Origin of the sequence: Delftia deserti (genome assembly GCF_042653485.1) — a bacterium.
Lineage (GTDB): Bacteria > Pseudomonadota > Gammaproteobacteria > Burkholderiales > Burkholderiaceae_C > Comamonas > Comamonas acidovorans.
The window spans coordinates 5104271-5125437 of sequence record NZ_JBHSIH010000001.1; the positions used below are offsets into that span (position 1 = coordinate 5104271).

Annotated in this window: 18 protein-coding genes; all 18 read left to right on the forward strand. The window is 67.0% G+C overall.

Annotated features, from left to right (window positions below):
• The first annotated feature begins 43 nt into the window (after positions 1-43).
• Entirely contained in the window at positions 44-2872 is a 2829-nt protein-coding gene (locus ACFPFG_RS24235; protein WP_197955182.1) for a bifunctional glycoside hydrolase 114/ polysaccharide deacetylase family protein, read from the forward strand.
• The gene (locus tag ACFPFG_RS24240; protein WP_380108621.1) at positions 2838-6677 is read left to right on the forward strand and encodes a tetratricopeptide repeat protein; all 3840 of its coding nucleotides are present in this window, start codon (positions 2838-2840) and stop codon (positions 6675-6677) included. The genes ACFPFG_RS24235 and ACFPFG_RS24240 overlap by 35 nt, the downstream gene beginning before the upstream one ends.
• 25 nt (positions 6678-6702) lie before the next feature.
• On the forward strand, positions 6703-7254 hold the full coding sequence (locus ACFPFG_RS24245) for a penicillin-binding protein activator LpoB (protein ID WP_380108623.1): 552 nt from the start codon (positions 6703-6705) through the stop codon (positions 7252-7254).
• 22 nt (positions 7255-7276) lie between these two features.
• Complete coding sequence (locus ACFPFG_RS24250) at positions 7277-8656, forward strand: PelD GGDEF domain-containing protein (protein ID WP_197955185.1); 1380 nt, start codon at positions 7277-7279, stop codon at positions 8654-8656.
• Positions 8649-9671, forward strand: coding sequence for a tetratricopeptide repeat protein (locus ACFPFG_RS24255; protein WP_380108625.1), 1023 nt, complete (start codon positions 8649-8651; stop codon positions 9669-9671). The genes ACFPFG_RS24250 and ACFPFG_RS24255 overlap by 8 nt, the downstream gene beginning before the upstream one ends.
• Positions 9668-11224, forward strand: coding sequence for a GT4 family glycosyltransferase PelF (pelF, locus tag ACFPFG_RS24260; protein ID WP_183019416.1), 1557 nt, complete (start codon positions 9668-9670; stop codon positions 11222-11224). The genes ACFPFG_RS24255 and pelF overlap by 4 nt, the downstream gene beginning before the upstream one ends.
• Positions 11224-12597, forward strand: coding sequence for an exopolysaccharide Pel transporter PelG (pelG, locus tag ACFPFG_RS24265; protein WP_183019415.1), 1374 nt, complete (start codon positions 11224-11226; stop codon positions 12595-12597). The genes pelF and pelG overlap by 1 nt, the downstream gene beginning before the upstream one ends.
• A 208-nt stretch (positions 12598-12805) precedes the next feature.
• Complete coding sequence (locus tag ACFPFG_RS24270) at positions 12806-13612, forward strand: amino acid ABC transporter substrate-binding protein (RefSeq protein WP_183019414.1); 807 nt, start codon at positions 12806-12808, stop codon at positions 13610-13612.
• 131 nt (positions 13613-13743) lie between these two features.
• On the forward strand, positions 13744-14397 hold the full coding sequence (locus ACFPFG_RS24275) for an amino acid ABC transporter permease (protein ID WP_012207336.1): 654 nt from the start codon (positions 13744-13746) through the stop codon (positions 14395-14397).
• Entirely contained in the window at positions 14378-15166 is a 789-nt protein-coding gene (locus ACFPFG_RS24280) for an amino acid ABC transporter ATP-binding protein (RefSeq protein ID WP_269670913.1), read from the forward strand. The genes ACFPFG_RS24275 and ACFPFG_RS24280 overlap by 20 nt, the downstream gene beginning before the upstream one ends.
• Before the next feature lie 217 nt (positions 15167-15383).
• Complete coding sequence (locus ACFPFG_RS24285; protein WP_183019413.1) at positions 15384-16223, forward strand: ABC transporter ATP-binding protein; 840 nt, start codon at positions 15384-15386, stop codon at positions 16221-16223.
• A complete protein-coding gene (mlaE, locus tag ACFPFG_RS24290) occupies positions 16220-17002 on the forward strand; it encodes a lipid asymmetry maintenance ABC transporter permease subunit MlaE (RefSeq protein WP_183019412.1) in 783 nt (260 codons plus the stop codon). Before ACFPFG_RS24285 ends, mlaE begins: the two co-directional genes overlap by 4 nt.
• Positions 17003-17046: 44 nt before the next feature.
• Positions 17047-17532: an outer membrane lipid asymmetry maintenance protein MlaD gene (mlaD, locus tag ACFPFG_RS24295; protein ID WP_012207332.1), complete on the forward strand. Its 486-nt coding sequence runs from the start codon at positions 17047-17049 to the stop codon at positions 17530-17532.
• Positions 17529-18332 (forward strand): MlaA family lipoprotein, encoded by an 804-nt coding sequence (locus ACFPFG_RS24300; protein ID WP_183019410.1) that lies wholly within the window; start codon positions 17529-17531, stop codon positions 18330-18332. The genes mlaD and ACFPFG_RS24300 overlap by 4 nt, the downstream gene beginning before the upstream one ends.
• A gap of 116 nt (positions 18333-18448) precedes the next feature.
• Complete coding sequence (locus tag ACFPFG_RS24305; RefSeq protein WP_065345575.1) at positions 18449-19090, forward strand: MlaC/ttg2D family ABC transporter substrate-binding protein; 642 nt, start codon at positions 18449-18451, stop codon at positions 19088-19090.
• A 21-nt stretch (positions 19091-19111) separates the two neighbouring features.
• A complete protein-coding gene (locus tag ACFPFG_RS24310; protein ID WP_183019409.1) occupies positions 19112-19399 on the forward strand; it encodes an STAS domain-containing protein in 288 nt (95 codons plus the stop codon).
• Between the two features lie 76 nt (positions 19400-19475).
• Positions 19476-20405, forward strand: coding sequence for an ABC transporter ATP-binding protein (locus ACFPFG_RS24315; protein ID WP_183019408.1), 930 nt, complete (start codon positions 19476-19478; stop codon positions 20403-20405).
• On the forward strand, positions 20402-21157 hold the full coding sequence (locus ACFPFG_RS24320; RefSeq protein WP_012207327.1) for an ABC transporter permease: 756 nt from the start codon (positions 20402-20404) through the stop codon (positions 21155-21157). Before ACFPFG_RS24315 ends, ACFPFG_RS24320 begins: the two co-directional genes overlap by 4 nt.
• The last annotated feature ends 10 nt before the right edge of the window (positions 21158-21167 follow it).

A 21167-nucleotide genomic window follows, 5' to 3' on the forward strand; every position in this document is an offset into this window, starting at 1 on the left:
ACTATGAATTGGCAATGCGTGGCCATGCCCCGAGGAGAAGGCCGTGAACGCTTTCCTGCGAACCTGCCTGTTCTGCTGGGGGCTGTTGTGCGGCTGGGCAGCACAGGCCGTCGAGCCGGCGGTTGCCGTCTATTACGGTAACAAGGCCTCGCTCAGTGAACTGAGCCTCTACGACATCGCCGTCGTGGAGCCGGGCCACGGCTACGACCCCGTTCAATTCCGCAAGCAGGCTCCGGGCAGCGAACTCTACGCATACGCCTCCGTGGCCGAGGTGCTGCCCGAGCGCGCCTACTTCAGCAAGATTCCCGAGGCCTGGAAGATGGCGCGCAACGGCGCCTGGCAGTCCATCGTCCTGGACCAGACGCCTGCCCAGTGGCCTGCCTTCTTCGCCGACGAGGTGATCGCGCCGCTGTGGAAGCAGGGCTTTCGCGGCTTCTTCCTGGACACGCTGGACTCCTACCGCCTGGCGGCGAATTTCGACGAAAAGGCCCAGCAGGACGGCCTGGTGCGCGTCATCGAGACGCTGCACCAGCGCTACCCCGGCATCCGGCTGATCCTGAACCGGGGCTTCGAGATCGTGCCGCGCGTGCGCGACAAGGTGCAGATGGTGGCGGCGGAGTCGCTGCTGCGGGGCTGGGATGCCAGCCTCAAGCGCTATGTGAACGTGCCCGAGAAGGACCGTGAATGGCTTCTGCAGCAACTGCAGACCATCCGTGAGCGTGACCGCCTGCCGGTGCTGTCCATCGACTACGTGGCCCCGCACGACCGCGATGCCACGCGCGAGACGGCCCGCCGCATTGCGCAGCTGGGCATCATCCCCTGGGTGTCGGATGCCGGCCTGCAGACCCTGGGCATAGGCCAGGTGGAGGCGGTGGCGCGCAGGGTGTTGATTCTCTACAACGGTGCCGACTATCCGTCCATCAACGGCGCATCGGCGCACCGCTTTCTGGAAATGCCCATCAACTACATGGGCTACGTCGCCGACTACGCCGATGTGCGCGAGCCCCTGCCCGAAGGCGTGTCGCGCGACCGCTATGCCGGTGTGGTGAGCTGGTTCGGCGGCGCCGTGCCCGATATGCGGGCCAAAGGCGTGCGGCAGTGGCTGGCCAACCAGGTGCAGCAGGGCATGCCGCTGCTGGTGCTCAATACGCTGGGCCTGTCCCAGGACCGCACCATGTCGGCCGCCCTGGGCACGCGCAGCACGGAAGCGGCACCCGTGTTCCCGCTGCGGCGCGCCGAGCAGGCCCCGCTCATGGGTTTCGAGATACCGCCGGCCGAGCCCGCGCACGACTACGAAGGCTGGGAGTTCACGCAGCAGATGGCCCAGGGCAGCCGCGAGCTGCTGTCCTTCGACGACAAGCGGGGGCGCCGCTTCGTGTCGGCCGCCATCACGCCCTGGGGCGGCTTTGCGCTCATGCCCTATGTGGTGGTGAGCATGCCGGGCACCGACCAGTCGCGCTGGGTGATCGATCCCTTCGCGCTGCTGCGCGAGGCGCTGCGCCTGAAGGATTTCCCCGCGCCCGATGTCTCCACGGAGAACGGCCGCCGCCTGTTGCTGGCCCATGTGGATGGCGACGGCTTTCCCTCCAAGGCCGAGCTGCCGGGAACGCCCTTCGCGGGCGAAGTGCTGCGCCGCGAGATCCTGGAGCGCTACAGGATCCCGCACACCATCTCGGTCATCGAGGCCGAGGTCTCCCCGCAGGGCCTGTATCCGCAGTGGGCCGAGCAGCTGGAAGGCATTGCCAAGCGCATCTTCGCCATGCCCCATGTCGAGATCGCCAGCCATTCCTACTCGCACCCCTTCTTCTGGGAGCCCGGGGCGGCGCCCAACGAGGACGACAGCAAGGAGGTGAATCTCAACCTCCACATCCCCGGCTACCAGATGGACATGAACCGGGAGATCAACGGCTCGGTGGACTACATCCGCAAGCGCCTGGCGCCGCCCGGCAAGCCGGTGGACGTGTTCCTGTGGACCGGCAACACGGCGCCCAGCGCCGAGGCCCTGGCCATCTCCGATGCCGCCGGCCTGCTCAACATGAATGGTGGCGACACGGCCATCACGCGCAGCAATCCCTCGCTGACCGAGGTGCGCAGCTGGGGCCTGCGCAAGGGCGGCCACCTGCAGATCTATGCGCCCGTCACCAACGAGAACATCTACACCAACCTGTGGCACGGGCCGTTCTACGGCTTCGAGCGCGTCATCGAGACCTTCGAGATGACCGAGGCTCCCCGGCGCCTGAAGGCCGTGGACATCTACTACCACTCCTACTCCGCCAGCAAGCAGGCCAGCATCAAGGCCCTGCACAGGATCTACCAGTGGGCGCTGGCGCAGCGGCTGAACCCGGTCTACAGCTCCGAGTACATCCGCAAGGTGCAGGATTTCTACGAATTCGCCATCGGCCGCGACGCGCAGGGCTGGCGCCTGCGGGGCCCGGGCCAGCTGCGCACGCTGCGCATGCCGCCCGGCATGGCCCTGCCTTCCATGGCTGCCAGCAACGGCATTGCCGGCTATGCCAAGGGGGCGGACGGCAGCTACCTGCACCTGGCCGGCAGCGCCGGATACTTGGTGCAACAGACGCAACAGGACGCCGCAGGCGCGGCCGCCCACGCGTCGCGCCCCTATCTGGTGGATGCCAATGCCCGGCTCACGCAATGGCAGCCCCAGGCCGACGGCGGCGTGCGCTTCGCCCTGCAGGGCCATGTGCCGCTGGAGCTGCGCATGTACCTGCCGGCCGGCTGTTCGCTGAGTTCCGCGAACGCCGCCACGCCCCTCCTTGCCGTGGCGGGTGCCGATACCGGCAACGCCAACCTCCGTTCCTTCAGAAGTACCCAAAACAGTGTCGAACTCCAAGCGCAATGCCGGGGGCTCTGAGCGCCCCATCACGGTTCCCTTCTGGCTGATCGCGCTGCTGGCGGTACTGATCGGTGGCGCCCTGTGGATGCTGTTTCCCAAGCAGGATCTGGAGCGCCGGCTCTCCGTCACCGGAGATGACTCCGAGCTGTCCTACAACTATCTGAGCAACCTGCTCAAGAGCGATCCCGGCAACGAGAACCTGCGCGCCCTGCTCAAGGCCAAGGAAGAGCGCCTGCAGGCCATCAAGCTGGCGCGGGAAGAGGCGGCCAGGCAGGCACTGCCCAGCGCAGCCGTCCAGGCCTGGGACCACTGGCAGGCCGCCTACCAGGGCTATCTGGAGGCGCAAAAACAGGACCACCGCGCGGGCGGCCAGGCCGAGGCGCTGGCGCCGCAGGTGATGCAGGCGTTGAAGGACGTGCCGCTGCAGGGGCTGACCCAGGAGCAGGCGCTGTACCTGGCCTCGTCGGCGCTGGTGCTCAAGGACGCACCGCTGGCCCTGGGCATCTACGACGACGTGGCAGAGCGCCAGCCCGATCCCGCGCGCAAGGCGCAGGTCTATGAATCCGCAGCGCGGCAGGCGCTGGGCATGTCCCTGTACGAGGAATCGGCCCGGCTGCTGCGCCAGGCCAGCGCCACGACCGAAGACGTCCGGCAGTCGCGCGCCTACCTCTGGCAGGCCCTGCAGGTGCTGCAGTCCGGCAACCGTGCCAACGAAGCGCTGGCGCTGGCGCGCCAGCAGGAAGAACTGCTGGGAAGCGACCCCGAGACGCTGCGAAAGCTCATCGGCCTGGCGCGCGCGGCCGGCAACCGGGCCGAGGCCGAGCGCTATGCCAAGCGGCTGCTGCAGCTGTCCCTGCTGCAGCAGTGGCAGACGCAGGTGGCCGGGGCTTCGGGTGCCGGTCCGGCCCCGGTTGCCGACGACGGCGCCTGGGCGCTGCAGCCCGTGGCCTGGACCGCGCCGGGCTGGCGCATGCTGCGCACGGCCGATCCCGTGCGCAAGCCGCCGCCGGGCCTGCCCTTTGACGACAAGACCTACCTGCTGGGCTACGAGGTGTTCCTCGAAAACCGCAACCTGGAAGATGCCTGGCGCGTGGCCACGGCCGCCGTGCGCCAGGCGCCGCAGGACATGGCCTGGCGCGAACGCCTGGCCCAGGTGTCCGAATGGATGGGGCAGCAGCAGCAGGCCCTGGACAGCTGGCTGGTCATTGCGCAGAACACAGGGCGCGAGGATGCCTGGAAGACGGTGATGCGCCTGGCGCCGGGCCTGTTCGACGACCGCGCCCTGATTGCCGGCCTGCGCCACCAGTTGAGCCGCCGTCCCCAGGATGCCGCGCTGCAGCAGGCGCTGGTCCAGGCCTACGAGCGCCAGGCCGAGCCCGGCGAGGCCATCGACTATCTGCAACAGCACGGCAGCACGCCGCAGTCGCAGATCCTGCTGGCCCAGCTGGCCGAACGCGCAGGCCGGTCGCAACTGGCGCTGCAGGCCTGGAAGCGTGTGCTTGCCGATCCCGAGCAGCGCACGCCGGGCCATGCCATGCCCGCCGCCGTGCTCGCGCTGCTGCAGGGCGAGCCGGCCCTGGGCCTGCGCTGGCTGGAGGATGCGCAGACGCGCATTCCCGCCGGCATGCAGGACGAGGGCGAGTACTGGCGCCTGCTGGGCGACCTGGCCCAGGACCAGCGCCAGGAAGCGCTGACGCTGAAGGCCTACCGCCGCCTGCTGCAGACGCCGCACGCCGGCATCAGCGACTACGACGAGGTGATACGCCTGCTGCAGCGCGCGGACCGGCGCGAGGCGGCCCGGATGTCCCTGCACGCCTGGGAGCAGTTCCATGACGTGCGCCATCTGACGCAGGCCTTCTACCTGCTGGAGGACCTGGAGGACTGGACCCAGATCGGCAGCCAGGTCGAACGCATCTTGGCCGACCCGGCCCTGGTCAAGCGCCTGCAGGGCCAGCCCACCTTCTTCCAGATACTGGGCGCCTACTACCAGCGCACGGCGCAATCGAAAAAGGCCATGGAGGCCTTCGAGCAGGGCCTGGCGCTGGACCCCGGCTCCACGCCGCTGCGCCAGGGCCTGATGTGGCTGCTGATCGACACGCAGAATGCGGCGGCCCTCAAGCTGCTGCTGGCTGCGGCCGAGCCTGTCTGGGCGCGCGATGCCGACATGCACGGCGCCCTGGCGGCGGCCTACATGACGCTGTCGCGCCCGGCCGTTGCGCTGGAGCGCTATCTGAAGCCGCACCGCGCCGAGCATGCGGACGACTTCCTGTGGATGATGCAGTACGCCGACGCGCTGGAGCAGAACCAGCAGGCCGATCGGGCCTGGAGCCTGAGGCAGCAGCTGTGGACGCGTGAGAAGGTGCGGGCACGCGCCCAGGACGGCGCCGCGGCCCTGGCCGCCCGCAAATGGCTGACGGCCGAGGGGCTGGACGAGGTCCAGCGCCAGGCCCGCAGCCGGCTCATGCTCTTTCATACCCAGGGCGATGCCGAATTCGCCCTGATGCGCGAGCTGCTGCGCATGGACCTGGAAGGCGGGCGCCGCGAGCATTCCGCCGCTGCGGCCGAGCTGGCCATTGCCTGGCTGCAGGAGCGCGGCGAGTACCAGGCCGAGCGTGGCTACCTGTGGCAGCAGTACGCGCGCAGCCGCAGCAAGAGCACCAGCTCGCCGCTGTGGGCCGAGATCACGGTGGCCCTGGCGGAAAAGGATGTGGCCCAGGCCGGGCAACTGCTGCAGCGCCATGACGAGGCGCTGCCGCGCTATGACCGCATCAACGCGGCGGCCATGGTGGGCGATGTGCGGCTGGCGCAGACGGCGGCCTTCGAGAACATGGCCGACCAGCCCGACGACGATCCCCTGCACCTGGCGCTGACCGAGCAGCTGCTGGCCTTCAGCGACTACGGCGGCCTGCAACTGCGCAACCGCCGCATGGACGCCATCGACGAGCAGGTCTCCCGGCTGCGCTGGCATGTGGGCCTGAACCCCCGCTGGGCGCTGGACCTGGATGCCGAGGACGTGCGCCGCACGGTCAATAAAAGCACCCTGGTGAACGGTCCCTCGCAGGAGCGCGGCATCGGCCTGCGCCTGACGCGCAGGACGCAGTCGGCCTCCAGCGGGTTCATGCTGGGCCGGCGCGAAAGCCTGCAGGGCTACACGCCCATGCAGTTCACGCAGACCTACAACGTGGACAGCCGCTGGAGCCTGCAGGCATCGCTGGGCCGGCACCTGGCCACGCAGGAAACGCTGGCCATGCGCATGGGCGGCATGAAGGACCGCGTGTCGCTGGGCAGCAGCTACCAGCTCTCGCGCCTGGACCAGATCACGCTGGAGCTGGCATCGGAGCGCTACCGCGTGCAAAGCGGCGCGCGCGTGGGCTCCGGCAACCATGCGACGCTGCAGTACCTGCACACCTACCGCAGCGAGGCGCCCACCCTGCAGTTCGGCGCCTTCACCTCCTGGCACCGCTACAGCCGCAACGACCCGGCGCTGCTGCAGGGCCGGGATGCGGCCATCCTGGGCTACCTGCCGCCGTTCAACGATCCCACCATCGACTATCTGCTGCCGCGCAGTTTCCGCTTCTCGGGCCTGCAGATGATGTTCAACACGGGCTACGAGCAGCAGTACACGCGCGCGCTGCGGCCCTATGCCAGCCTGGCCCTGACGCACCACAGCGTCAACGGCGCGGGCTACGAGCTGGGCATGGGCCTGGCCACCAGCCTGTTCGGCGCGGACCACCTCGCGCTGGGCCTGAACCTGTCCAAGTCGGGCATCAACACCGTGGGCAATACCCGCGAGCTGTTGCTGACCTACCGCCTCCATTACTGATCCGAAGACTTCAAGGAGCCTCTCCATGACACACCGCAACACTTTCGCCTCCCGCCTTCGCGTGCTCACGGGTATTGCCCTTGTCGGCCTGCTGTCTGCCTGCTCCACCATCGACCGGGGCACGGCGCCCGCGCTGGAGACGAACGCCAGCTGGGCCGTACTGCCCTTCGAGAACCACACCGAAACGCCCATGGCCGGCAACCGCGCCGCCGCCATTGCCACGGCGCTGATCAATGCGCGTGGCGTGGGCCAGGTCAAGCGCTACACGGGCGAGGCACTGCAGGAAACCCTGTTCGACGGCCGCGAAGCCAAGCGCCGCGACGACGCCCTGGCCTGGGCGCGCGGCGAAGGCGTGCGCTATGCGCTGACGGGCGCGGTGGACGAATGGCGCTACAAGGTGGGCGTGGACGGCGAGCCGGCCGTGGGCGTTACCTTGGAGATCGTGGACGTGGGCACCGGCGCCACCGTGTGGAGCGGTGCGGGCGCGCAAAGCGGCTGGAGCCGCGAGGCCCTGGCCGCCGTGGGCCAGAAGCTGATCCGCAACCTGCTGGGCACGGGCCTGGCCAACGCCCGATAAGCGCATCCAGGAACGACTCTTCATGCCAGACCAAGCCAGCACGCCCAAGGCGGCACCGCATTCCGCAGCACCGCGCCGCGCCGGCATTGCCGCGGAATTCAGAGGCTCGCCGCTGGGCCTGCTCGTGCAGACGAGCGCCAAGCCCTGGGTGGTGGTGGGCGAGACGCTGCTGCTGCCGGTGCTGGCCCTTTTGATCGGCATGTGGGCCAACCCGGGCAATCCCCTGTGGGTGGAGTCCGAGTTCCCCTGGGCCTGGCTGGCGCCCGTGGTGGTGGCCCTGCGCTACGGGCCGGTCGCCGGCCTGTCGGCGGCCGGCGTGCTGCTGCTGGCCTGGCTGGGCGTCAACCAGCGCGATCTGTCGCTGTTCCCGGAGCAGTACTTTCTGGGTGGCCTGATCCTGGTCATGGTCGTGGGCGAGATCTCCAGCCTCTGGCGCGCCCGCATACGCCGCGCCCGCACGGCGCAGAACTACATGGACCAGCGCACCGAGCAGCTGATCCGCCAGCATTACCTGCTGCGCCTGTCGCATGACCGGCTGGAGCAGGAGCTGATAGGCCGCCCCGTGTCCATGCGCGATGCCATCAATGTGCTCAGCGGCCTCAGCGGCACCGAGGGCGATGCGCAAAGCCTGCTCAACCTGCTGTCGCGCTTCAGCCAGATCAGCGTGGCCAGCCTGGTGCCCGTGCGCAATGGGGTGCTGGATCCCATGCCCATTGCCCGGCTGGGCGGCGAGCGGCCCATCCATGTCCACGATCCGCTGGTGCGCCAGGCGCTGGACAGCCACGTGCTGTGCCATGTCTCGCAAAGCATGGCCGAGGGCCAGCAGACGCAGTACATCGTCGTGGCGCCCATGCTGGACCTGGAGGGCGAGATCTACGGCCTGCTGCTGGTCGAGGAAATGCCCTTCTTCGCACTGCAGGAGGAGGCGCTGCAGACCATCAACCTGCTGCTGGGCTACTACACGGACAGCGTGGCCGCCAACAGCCTGGCTGAGCCGCTGCTGCAGGCCTATCCCGATTGCCCGCCGCATTTCGCGTTCGAGCTGCAGCGCATGGAGCATGTCAACCGCAGCGCGCGCCTGAGCAGCGTGGTGGTGGCGCTGGAGCTGTCGCCCTCGGCTGTGCAGGCCCAGATGGCCCAGCAGATCATGCGACTGGAGCGCATGCTGGACCGCTCCTGGCTGCAGGAAAGCGATGGCCGGCAGCTGCTGGCCATCTTCATGCCGCTGGGCACCAATGCCACGGCCGAGGGCTATCTGAACCGCATCGAGGGCTGGCTGGCCCAGCGCGGCGTGGCCTCGCTGGCCGATGCGGGCATCTTCCCTCGCACCATCTTGCTGGACCGCTGCTCGGCCATCAGCGTGCTGGAGCGGCTGCATCAGATGGGGCAGGGCCATGCTTAACCTCAAGCTGGCACTGGGCGCGCTGGCCGCGGAAATCGCCTCCTGGAGCAGCCTGTGGCTGCTGCGCAGCCAGTCGGACGCGGCCCTGCTGGGCTATCTCACGGCCCACGGGCTGGCCAGCGGCCTGCTGGCGCTGTGCCTGACGCCGTTCCTGGCCACCTCGGCCAAGTCGGTGCGCCAGCGGCTGTCGCTGGTGGTGCTGATGGGGTTGTTTTCCTATGCCGTGCCGGTGGCCGGCATTCTGGGCGCCGTGGTCGCCACCATTGCGCTGCACACCCAGCGCGGCCCGCGTGGCGGCCCGCGCTTCCCGGTGATGCCGCTGCCCGATTTCGACCCGCACCAGCAGGCCGGCACCAGCCGCCGCCAGGCGGGCCTGCAGTCCTTCCTGGCCAATCCCAATGTGCCCGTCGCCTCGCGCATGCGGGCCATGGTGGCGCTGGGCAGCGTGCCGGGGCGCATTGCCTCGCCCATGCTGCGCACGGCGCTGGGCGATTCCAGCGAGGACCTGCGCCTGCTGGCCTACAGCATGCTGGACGCCAAGGAGCGTGAGATCAGCAAGACCATCCACCAGGAGCTGCAGCTGTTCGAGCAGGCCAGCCAGAGCGAGGGGACGCAGCCTCCTGGCCCGCGCGGCCTGCAGGCGGCGCGGGCGCTGACCGACCTGTACGCGGAGCTGGTCTACCAGGGCGTGGCGCAGGGCGATGTGCGCGATCACGCCATCAAGCAATCCCTGCACTATTGCGACCTGGTGCTCGCCCAGCGGCCCGAAAACGCCTTGCTGCTGCTGCGCCGTGGCCGGCTGCTGCACATGCAGGGCAGGGGTCTGGAGTCGCTGGCCTGCTATGAGCGCTCGCTGGCGCTGGGCATGGAGCCGGCACGCGTCGTGCCCTACCAGGCCGAGCTGCTGTTCGATCGGCGCGAGTTCGCCAAGGCGCAGGCCCTGATGCGTTCGCTGGACATGGAGCATGCCCTGCCGCGCCTGAAGCCCAGCATCCGCTACTGGAGTGCCTCATGAGCCGTAAGAGCCAGTTCCCCACGGCGGCCAATGCGGACATCGCGCTGCTGCTGGAGGGCACTTTTCCCTATGTCAGCGGTGGTGTGTCCAGCTGGGTCAACCAGATCCTGCAGGCCTATCCCGGGCACCGCTTTGCCATCGTCTTCCTGGGCAGCCGGCGCGAGGACTATGGCGATTTCCGCTACGCGCTGCCGCCCAACGTGGTGCACTTCGAGCAGCACTACCTCTTTGACGCGCTGCACTCCAATATCCAGCCCGCCCCTTCGCGCGGCCATCCCGAAGCCCTGGCCAAGGCCCAGGAGTTTCTGGGCGCGCTGGAGGCGCATGACGGCAGCGCCGAAAGCCGCGCCAAGGTGCTGGCGGCCATGCGCTCCATTGCGCTGGAGCTGCAGCCCGGCGGCAGCCTGCCGCTGGAGGATTTCCTGCACAGCGAATTCGCCTGGGACCTGATCCGCGACAGCTACCGGCGCCATTGCACCGATCCATCCTTCGTGGACTTCTTCTGGACCGTGCGCATCATGCTGCAGCCGCTGTGGCTGATGGCGCGCATCGCCCACGGGCTGATCCCGGTGCGCGTGCTGCATACGGTCTCCACGGGCTACGCGGGCTTTCTGGGCGGACTGCTGCACCATGCGCGCGGCCTGCCGCTGGTGCTGTCCGAGCATGGCATCTACACGAAAGAGCGCCAGATCGACCTGCTGCAAAGCGCCTGGATCCGCGACAACCGCAACATCTTCCAGCGCGATCCCATGGAGGTGTCGTTCTTCCGGCAGATGTGGATACGGTTTTTCGACTGGATGGGGCGCTTTTGCTACGGCGCGGCCGACCCCATCATTGCGCTGTACGAGAACAACCGCCTGCGCCAGGTGGCCGATGGCGCGGCGGCCGAGCGCACGGTCAGCATCCCCAACGGCATCCGCATAGAACGCTTTGCGCCGCTGCGCATCCAGCGGCCCGCCGAGGTGCCGCCCGTGCTGTGCCTGATCGGCCGCGTGGTGCCCATCAAGGACATCAAGACCTTCATCCGCGCCATGCGCCGCGTGGTCAACCGGATGCCCCGGGCCCAGGCCTGGGTGGCCGGCCCCACGGCCGAGGACCCGGCCTATGCCGAGGAATGCCAGAACCTCGTGGACAGCCTGGGCCTGCAGGCCCATGTGCGCTTTCTGGGCATGCAGAAGGTGGATGAACTGTTGCCCAAGGTGGGCGTGGTCGTGCTGTCGTCCATCAGCGAGGCGCTGCCCCTGGTGATCCTCGAAGCCCAGGCCGCAGGCGTGCCCGTGGTCAGCACCGACGTGGGCTCATGCCGACAGCTCATCGACGGGCTGGAGCCGGAAGACCAGGCCCTGGGCTCCTGCGGTCGCGTGGTCGGCATTGCCAACCCCGAGGCGCTGGCCGACGCCTGCCTGGAGCTGCTGAGCTCGCCCGCGCAGTGGCAGGCCGCCAGCGCGGCCGGGATTGCGCGCGTGGAGCGCTACTACTCCGACCGGCTGCTGTTCGAGCGCTACAGGCAGGTCTATGACAGGGCGCTGCAACAGTCCGAGGAAAAACACTGATGGCCGGCATTGGATTCGAACTGCGCCACCTGCTGCGCAAGAACACGCTGACCAGCGTGCTCCAGGCCTACGCCTATGCGGGCGTCATCGGCTCGGGGCCCTGGGTGTTCTCCATCATCGGCATCCTGCTGGTGGGGGTGTTCAGTGTCAGCGTGGTGGCGCCGCCGCTGCTGGTCACGCAGTTCCAGACCTCGGTGACCTACCTGGTGGCCAGCAGCCTGATCCTGACCGGGGCGGCGCAACTGGCCTTCACGCGCTTTGTGTCGGACCAGCTGTTCCTCAAGAAGGACGAGAGCATCCTGCCCAACCTGCATGGCCTGCTGCTGGTGGTCGTGGCCACTGCCAGCGCGCTGGGCACGCTGGCGCTGTTCGTGGTGCTGCCGGGCCAGGGCCTGCTGTACCGCGTGCTGATGCTGGCCGGCTTCACGCTGATGTGCGTGGTCTGGGTCATGACCGTGCTGCTGTCGGGCCTCAAGCACTACCGGGCCATTGCCGGGCTGTTCGGCGCCACCTACCTGCTCATCGTGCTGCTGGCGCTGCCGCTGCGCTACTGGGGGCTGGAGGGGCTGCTGGCCAGCTTCGTGATCGGCCACGTGCTGCTGCTGGCCGGCATGTGGCTGATCGTGCTGCGCAGCTTTCCGCTGCAGCAGCGCTGGATCGCCTTCGACTTCACGCAGCGCTCGCTGATCTTTCCGGCGCTGATCGGCATCGGCGTGCTCTACAACCTGGGCATCTGGATCGACAAGTTCATGTTCTGGTACTACCCGCCGACCTCGCAGCAGATCATCGGCGGCCTCCGGGCCTCGTTGATCTACGACCTGCCGGTGTTCCTGTCGTACCTGTCCATCATTCCGGGCATGGCGGTCTTCCTGGTGCGCATCGAGACCGACTTCGTCGAGTACTACGACAAGTTCTTCGACGCCGTGCGCGGCGGCGGATCGCTGGAATACATCGAGTCCATGCGCAACGAGATGGTCTACGCCATCCAGGCGGGCCTGGGCGAGATCGCCAAGGTGCAGACGCTGGCCGTTCTCGTCACCCTGGTGGCCGGGCCGGCCATCCTGCAGTTGCTGGGGATCTCCCAGCTGTACCTGCCGCTGCTGCACGTGCAGGTGGTGGGTGCCGGCTTGCAGGTGGGTGTGATGGCCGTGCTCAACGTGTTCTTCTACCTGGACGAGCGGCGCATCGTGTTCATGCTCTGCCTGCTGCTGGTGGTGCTCAACATTGCCTTCACGGGCATCTCGCTGGCGCTGGGTGCCGCGTTCTATGGCTACGGCTTTTGCCTGGCCATGCTGGTGACCCTGTGCGTGGGGCTGTACCTGCTCTCGCGCGAGCTCAACCGGCTCGAATACAAGACCTTCATGCTGCAGTGACCGGCTGGCATCTGTCGCCGTTTGCCGATTTGCACGGTCTTGATCCAGCGTGTTGGCGGGGGGAGCCGGTCTGCGCGACAATACGGGATTCGGCGCCGGCACCCAACCGAGACAAAGGTTCCGCCAAGGAACCATTCATTACAACGATTGCGCACCTTGCGTGCAGTGGCCGCCGCCTTTCGCTTTTTCCACTCCAAAGCTTTAAGCCATGAAAAAACGCACCCTCTTGGCCATGGTGGCCCTGTCTGCACTGCTGGCAGCCTGCGGCAAGAACGAGTCCGCATCGACCGCCGCCGCGCCGGTTGCCGCCCCCGTGCCGGCAGCCATGACCAAGTTGGTGATCGGCCTGGACGACAACTTCCCGCCCATGGGCTTTCGTGACGACAAGAACGAGATCGTCGGCTTCGACATCGACATGGCGCGTGAAGCCGCCAAGCGCATGAACGTGGAAGTGGACTTCAAGCCCATCGACTGGAGCGCCAAGGAGGCCGAGCTGGTCGGCAAGCGCGTCGATGCGCTGTGGAACGGCCTGACCATCACCGAAGAGCGCAAGAAGAACATCGCCTTCACCGCGCCCTACATGGAGAACCACCAGATCATCATCGTGCGCGCCAACTCCGACATCAAGGACAAGGCGGGCCTGGCCGGCAAGGTCGTGGGTGCGCAGGATGGCAGCTCGGCCGTGGACGCCATCAAGAAGGACGCCGCCGTGGCCGCGAGCTTCAAGGACCTGAAGACCTTCGGCGACAACATCACCGCGCTGATGGACCTGTCGGCCGGCCGCCTGGATGCCGTCGTGGTCGACGAGGTCGTGGGCCGTTTCCACGTGGCCAAGAAGTCCGGCGAGTACCTGGTGCTCGAAGACAACTTCGGCACCGAGGACTACGGCGTGGGCCTGCGCAAGGAAGACACCGAAGTTCTGGGCAAGCTCGAAGCCGCGCTGGCCGAGATGAAGAAGGACGGCAAGGCCGCCGAAATCGCCTCCAAGTGGTTCGGCAAGGACATCATCAAGTAAATCCGGCACGCCATGCGACCGGCAAGGCCAGCCTGGCATTGCCGGTCTTTTGCGTTCTGGGACGCACGCGCCCGTGGCTGCCCGGATCCTGCCGATGCCGGCGGGGCCGCGCACCGCACTGAGGCCATTCGATGGAATATGTAATCTCGCTCATGGGGCCGCTGTCCGCCGGCGCCCTGGTCACCCTCAAGCTCTTCGTCATCACCCTGGCGCTGTCCATTCCCCTGGGACTGTCGCTGGCGCTGATGCGCATCTCCCGCTTTCCCGCCCTGAGCCGGCTGGTCGGCGGCTACATCTGGCTGATGCGCGGCACGCCGCTGATGCTGCAGATGCTGTTCATCTACTTCGCGCTGCCCTTCGTACCCGTGATCGGCGTGCGCCTGCCCGATTTCCCCGCCGCCGTCGTCGCCTTCGCGCTGAACTACGCCGCCTACTTCGCCGAAATCTTCCGCGCGGGCATTCAGTCCGTGGACCGCGGCCAGTACGAGGGTGCCAAGGTGCTGGGCATGAGCTACGGCCAGACCATGCGCCGCATCATCCTGCCGCAGATGTGGGCGCGCATCATCCCGCCCGTGAGCAACGAGACCATCACCCTGGTCAAGGACACCTCGCTCATCTACGTGCTGGCCCTGAACGACCTGTTGCGCGCCGCGCGCGGCATCGTGCAGCGCGACTTCACCATCACGCCCTTCGTGGTGGCCGCAGGCTTCTATCTGGTCATGACGCTGGTGCTGACCTGGATCTTCCAATACCTAGAAAAACGCCATGCCAAATACGACGCGTGATAACGCGCCCGAGACCATGATCTCGGCGCAGAACATCTGCAAGGGCTTTGGCGGTGTGCCGGTGCTGCGCGGCGTTTCGCTGGAGCTGGCGCGCGGCGAGGTGGTGGCCGTCATCGGCCCCTCGGGATCGGGCAAGAGCACGTTCCTGCGCTGCCTCAACCACCTGGAAACCATTGACAGCGGCCGTGTCGCCGTCGAGGGCGAGGTGCTGGTGGACAGCGGCGCCGACGGCAAGGCGCACTACGTGCCCGAGGCGCAGATCCGCCAGATCGGCCGCAAGATGGGCATGGTGTTCCAGTCCTTCAACCTGTTCCCGCACCTCACGGTGCTGGAGAACATCATCGAGGCGCCGATCGTCGTCAAGGGCCTCAAGCGCGAGCAGATCGTGCCCAAGGCCGAGGCGCTGCTGCACAAGGTGGGTCTGCTGGAAAAGCGCGATGCCTATCCCAACCGCCTGTCGGGCGGGCAAAAGCAGCGCGTGGCCATCGCCCGGGCTCTGGCCATGGAGCCCGATATCCTGCTGTTCGACGAGCCCACCTCCGCGCTGGACCCGGAGCTGACCGGCGAAGTGCTGCGCACCATGCGCGAGCTGGCCCAGGAGCACATGACCATGCTGGTCGTGACCCACGAGATGGGCTTTGCCCGCGAAGTGGCCAATCGCGTGATCTTCATGGACAAGGGCGAGATCGTCGAGCAAGGCCCGGCGGAAGCGTTCTTTGCAGCGCCGCAGCACGCCCGGACCCAGGCATTTCTGCATAACATGTTGTAAAAAAACATCTATCCAGTCCGGATTTTCCCCAGGTCCAGAGAGCGTGCGACGCTTGTGCAGCAAGCGAAGCATGCTCTTTTTTTTATGGCATTTCTTGCCATGACTTTTTGAGAAACATACACGGATGTATGTTTATCTCGGACGGGATGAGCAGGCTGCGGCGCCTGTCTGCACAATAGCGGGCTTGCCTGCGAACATTTATCGACCGCATCACAGCATGATCCCAACTGCCTCTTTCGTGGAGCTGCGCAACGTCACCTTCGGCTATGGCGAGCGCGTGATCCTGCGCGACCTGTCGCTGCAGGTGCCGCGCGGCAAGGTCACGGCCCTGATGGGGGCATCGGGCGGAGGCAAGACCACGGTGCTGCGCCTGATCGGCGGCCAGCAGCATGCCCAGCAGGGGCAGGTGCTGTTCGATGGCAAGGACGTCACCACCATGGACGCAGCAGGCCTGTACGCCGCGCGCCGGCGCATGGGCATGCTGTTCCAGTTCGGTGCGCTGTTCACCGACATGAGCGTGTTCGACAACGTGGCCTTCCCGCTGCGCGAACACACCGATCTTCCTGACGAACTGGTCCGCGACATCGTGCTCATGAAGCTGCATGCCGTAGGCCTGCGCGGCGCGCGCGATCTCATGCCCAGCGAGATCTCGGGCGGCATGGCGCGCCGCGTGGCGCTGGCGCGGGCCATTGCGCTGGACCCGGAACTGATCATGTACGACGAGCCCTTCGCCGGGCTGGACCCCATCTCCCTGGGCACGGCCGCCCAGCTGATCCGCGAGCTCAACGATGCCATGGGGCTGACCTCCATCCTGGTGTCCCATGACGTGGAGGAGACCTTCCACGTGGCCGACCATGTGGTCATCCTGGGCAACGGCGGCGTCGCCGCCCAGGGCTCGCCTGACGAGGTGCGGGCCAATCCCGACCCGCTGGTTCAGCAGTTCATCCACGCACGGGCCACCGGCCCCGTGCCTTTCCACTACCCCGGCGTGAGCGCCGAGGAAGATTTCGGCAACCCCGCAAGCTCCGGCAAGGCCGACGGCAGGAGGCGCGCATGAACCGGCTGCATCCTGCACGCATTGGCGCGGCGGTACGCCAACAGCTGACGCAGCTGGGCATGGGCACGCGCCTGTTCGGCCGCCTGCTTGCCCTCATGGGGCCTGCGCTGGGCCGCCCGCGGCTGATCGGCGACCAGGTCCATTTCCTGGGCAACTATTCGCTGGCCATCATTGGCGTGTCCGGCCTGTTCGTCGGTTTCGTGCTGGGCCTGCAGGGCTACTACACGCTGCAGCGCTATGGCTCGGCCGAGGCGCTGGGCCTGCTGGTGGCGCTGTCGCTGGTGCGCGAGCTCGGCCCCGTCGTCACGGCGCTGCTGTTTGCCGGCCGTGCCGGCACGGCGCTGACGGCCGAGATCGGCCTGATGAAGGCCGGCGAGCAGTTGTCGGCCATGGAGATGATGGCCGTGGACCCGGTGCGCCGCATCCTGGCGCCGCGCTTCGTGGCGGGCCTGATCGCCATGCCGCTGCTGGCGGCCGTTTTCAGCGCCGTCGGCGTGATCGGCGGCTGGCTGGTGGGCGTGGTCATGATCGGCGTCGATGGCGGCGCCTTCTGGGGCCAGATGCAAAACGGCGTGGACTGGTGGTATGACCTGGGCAACGGCGTTCTCAAGAGCCTGGTGTTCGGCGTGGCGGTGACCTTCATCGCGCTGCTGCAGGGCTATGCAGCCAAGCCCACGCCCGAAGGCGTGTCCCGCGCGACCACGCGCACGGTGGTGATGGCCTCGCTGGCCGTGCTGGGGCTGGACTTCCTGCTCACGGCCACGATGTTCAGCCTTTGACCCGGCACCGGTGCCACCTCTCGCAAATCAAGGAAAAACAAACCATGCAGCAATCCAAGAGTGATGTCTGGGTCGGACTGTTCGTGCTGATCGGCGCCGCGGCGCTGGTGTTCCTGGCGCTGCAGTCGGCCAACCTGCTGAGCCTGAACTTCCAGAAGACCTATACGCTGACCGCGCGCTTCGACAACATCGGCGGACTCAAGCCCAAGGCAGCCGTGCGCAGTGCGGGCGTCGTCGTCGGCCGCGTGGAATCCATCACCTTCGACGACAAGGTCTTCCAGGCCAGCGTGACCATGGCCCTGGAAAACCGCTACGCCTTTCCCAAGGACAGCTCCCTGAAGATTCTGACCAGCGGCCTGCTCGGCGACCAGTACATCGGCATCGAAGCCGGTGCAGATGACCACAATCTCAAGGATGGCGACCGCGTCGTCGCGACCCAGTCGGCCGTTGTGCTGGAAAATCTGATCGGACAGTTCCTCTACGGCAAGGCCGAGCAGGGTGGCAGCTCCGGTGCAGGAGGCAAAGAATGACTACCAACCACCATGAACAGGCGACTGCGGGTCGCCCTGCAGCCCAGGCAGCCTCCTGGCAGCGCGCAGCCATGTTCGGCACGCTGGCCGCCGCTTCGCTGCTCGCCGGCTGTGCCACCGCTCCGGGCGAGGCGCGCAACCCGCAGGATCCGTTCGAGCCGTTCAACCGCAGCATGTACTCGTTCAATGACGGGCTGGACCGCGCCGTCCTGAAGCCGGTGGCCACGGCCTACCGCGATGTCACGCCGCGCCTGGCGCGCGATGGGGTGAGCAACTTCTTCTCCAACCTGAGCGATGCCTGGTCGTTCGTGAACAACGCGCTGCAGGGCCAGGCCGAGGGAGCCTACAACTCCATGGTGCGCTTCTCGGTGAACACGGTCTTCGGTCTGGGCGGGCTGCTCGACATCGCCAGCGAAGCAGGCATCGAGCGTCACAAGCAGGACTTCGGCCAGACGCTGGGCCGCTGGGGCGTACCCACGGGTCCGTACCTGGTGCTGCCGCTGCTCGGCCCGTCCACGGTGCGTGACACGGCGGCGCTGCCTGTGGATGCCTGGGGCAACCCCCTGACGGCGATCAACGACATCCCGGTGCGCAACAGCCTGTATGTGCTGCGACTGGTGGATACGCGTGCGCGCCTGCTCAATGCCTCGGACACGCTGGACTCCGTCGCCCTCGACCGCTACAGCCTGACGCGTGACGTCTACCTGAACCTGCGGCGTGGCAAGTCCGGCGATGACGGCCGAATCGAGGACTACGACGACGATGCCGGCAAACTGCCGCCCGAAGACGGCGCAAAGTAGGCAGTTCGTAACATCCCGAGATGAAAAACGGTCCGCGCCTGACACGGCGCGGCCGGAAAAATGTGCAATATCAACCCGGTCCGGGGCATCGAGGCCCTGCTGGGAAAGGAAGAGTGATGATCAATCGACGTGCCTGGAGCGCTGCCGCGGCAGCCGTGCTGGCCATGGGAACCTGGGGCGCTGCGCTGCCCGTCCACGCGGCCGACGAAACCCCTGATGCGCTGATCAAGCGTGTCTCCACCGACGTGCTGGAAACCATCAAGAAGGACCCCTCGCTGCGCGAGGGCGATGTCTCCAAGGTCAATGCGCTGGTCAATGACAAGGTCATGCCCTATGTGAATTTCCGCCGCATGACCTCGGCTTCGGTTGGCCCGGCCTGGCGCCAGGCCACGCCTGCACAGCGCGAGAAGCTGGAGACCGAGTTCAAGGCCCTGCTGATCCGCACCTACTCGGGCGCGCTGACCCAGGTCAGCAACCAGACCATCAATGTCAAGCCGGTGCGCGCTGCGCCCGGCGACATCGATGTACTGGTGCGCACCGAGGTGCTGGGCCGCGGCGAGCCCGTGCAGCTGGACTACCGTCTTGAAAAGTCCGGCGACGGCTGGAAGATCTACAACCTGAACGTGCTGGGCGTGTGGCTGGTGGAAACCTACCGCAACCAGTTCAGCCAGGAAATCAATGCCCGTGGCATCGACGGCCTGATCGAGACCCTTGCCACGCGAAGCAAGATGCCTGCCACGCCGCCCTCCAAGGGCTGATGGCCCATTGACGCACACGCCATGCTGCAGCTCCCCCGTGAACTGACCTACCGCCAGGCGCGCAGCTGCCTTGTGCAGCTGCAGCCCCAGGTTCAGGCCTTCGATGGCGCCCAGGTGCGCGTCGATGCCAGCGGTGTCGAGGTCTTCGACTCGGCTGCCCTGGCCGTGCTGCTGGCCTGCCGCCGCACCGCGAAGGCGGCCGACAAGCAATTGGTGGTCGTGGGCCTGCCGCAGGGCCTGCAGTCCATGGCGGCGCTGTACGGCGTCGACGGGCTGCTCAGCGACACTGCCGCATCCTCCCCCTCCTGAGCAGCCTGCGCAGCGCGCCGCTGCAAAGAGCCCTGCAAGGCAGGTTTGGCTGCAAGGGCCTAGAATCGCGCCTCGCATGTCTGCCGTCTCATTCCAATCCATCTCAAAGACCTACCAGACCCCCAAGGGGGCCTTCCAGGCGCTCAACCACGTGAGTCTGGACATCGAGGAGGGCGAGTTCTTCGGCCTGCTCGGTCCCAATGGCGCTGGCAAGACCACGATGATCAGCATCCTGGCCGGCCTGTCGCGCGCCACCAGCGGCCGCGTGCTGGTCCAGGGCAGCGACGTGCATGCCGACTATTCGGCCGCCCGGCGCAAGCTGGGCATCGTGCCCCAGGAGCTGGTCTTCGATCCCTTCTTCAACGTGCGCGAGGCGCTGCGCTTTCAGTCCGGCTATTTCGGTGTCAGGAACAATGACGACTGGATCGACGAGCTGCTGCACAGCCTGGGGCTGACCGACAAGGCCAACTCCAACATGCGCCAGCTGTCCGGCGGCATGAAGCGCCGCGTGCTGGTGGCCCAGGCCCTGGTGCACAAGCCGCCCATCATCGTGCTGGACGAGCCCACGGCCGGCGTGGACGTGGAGCTGCGCCAGACGCTGTGGCATTTCATCGCGCGCCTGAACCGCGAAGGCCATACCGTGCTGCTCACCACCCATTACCTGGAAGAGGCCGAGGCGCTGTGCAGCCGCGTGGCCATGCTCAAGCAGGGCAACATCGTCAAGCTCTCGACCATGTCGGAGTTGCTCCGTTCTGCCTCGTCCAATGTGCTGCAGTTCAAGACCGATGCCGCCTTGCCGCCGGCCCTGGCCGCGCGGGCACGGGTGACCGGCCGCATCGTGCAGATACCCGCCAACGACGCCAGCGATGTGGAGCGCCTGCTCGCCGCGCTGCGCGAGGGCTCCGTCGTCCCCGAGGACGTGGAAATCCGCCGTGCCGATCTGGAGGATGTCTTCATCCACGTGATGAACGAGCAGGGCCAGACTTCGCAGGGAGCTTCGGCATGAACGGCTGGCAGACCCTGCTCAAGAAGGAAGTGCTGCGTTTCTGGAAGGTCAGCTTCCAGACCGTGGCCGCACCCGTGCTTACGGCCGTGCTCTATCTGCTGATCTTCGGCCATGTGCTCGAAGGCCGGGTGCTGGTCTACGACCGCATCAGCTACACCGCCTTCCTGATCCCGGGCCTGGTGATGATGAGCGTGCTGCAGAACGCCTTTGCCAACAGCTCCTCCAGCCTGGTGCAGAGCAAGATCATGGGCTCCATGGTCTTCGTGCTGCTCACGCCGCTGTCGCACTGGGCGTGGTTCGGCGCCTACGTGGGAGCGTCGGTGCTGCGCGGGCTGCTGGTGGGCGTGGGCGTGTTCATCGTCACGCTGTACTTCGCCATTCCCGAATTCACGGCACCGCTGTGGATTCTGGTCTTCGGCCTGCTGGGTGCTGCGCTGCTGGGCACGCTGGGCGTGATCGCCGGCCTGTGGGCGGACAAGTTCGACCAGATGGCGGCCTTCCAGAACTTCCTGATCATGCCCATGACCTTCCTGTCGGGCGTGTTCTATTCCATCCAGTCGCTGCCGCCTTTTTGGCAAAAAGTCAGCCATCTGAACCCGTTTTTCTACATGATTGATGGCTTCCGCTACGGCTTCTTCGGCCAGAGCGACGTGTCGCCCTGGGTCAGCCTGGCCATCGTCGGCTCGGCCTGGCTGGCGGTGAGCGCCCTGGCCGTGCACCTGCTGCGCATCGGCTACAAGATCCGCGGCTGAGGTTTTTCCA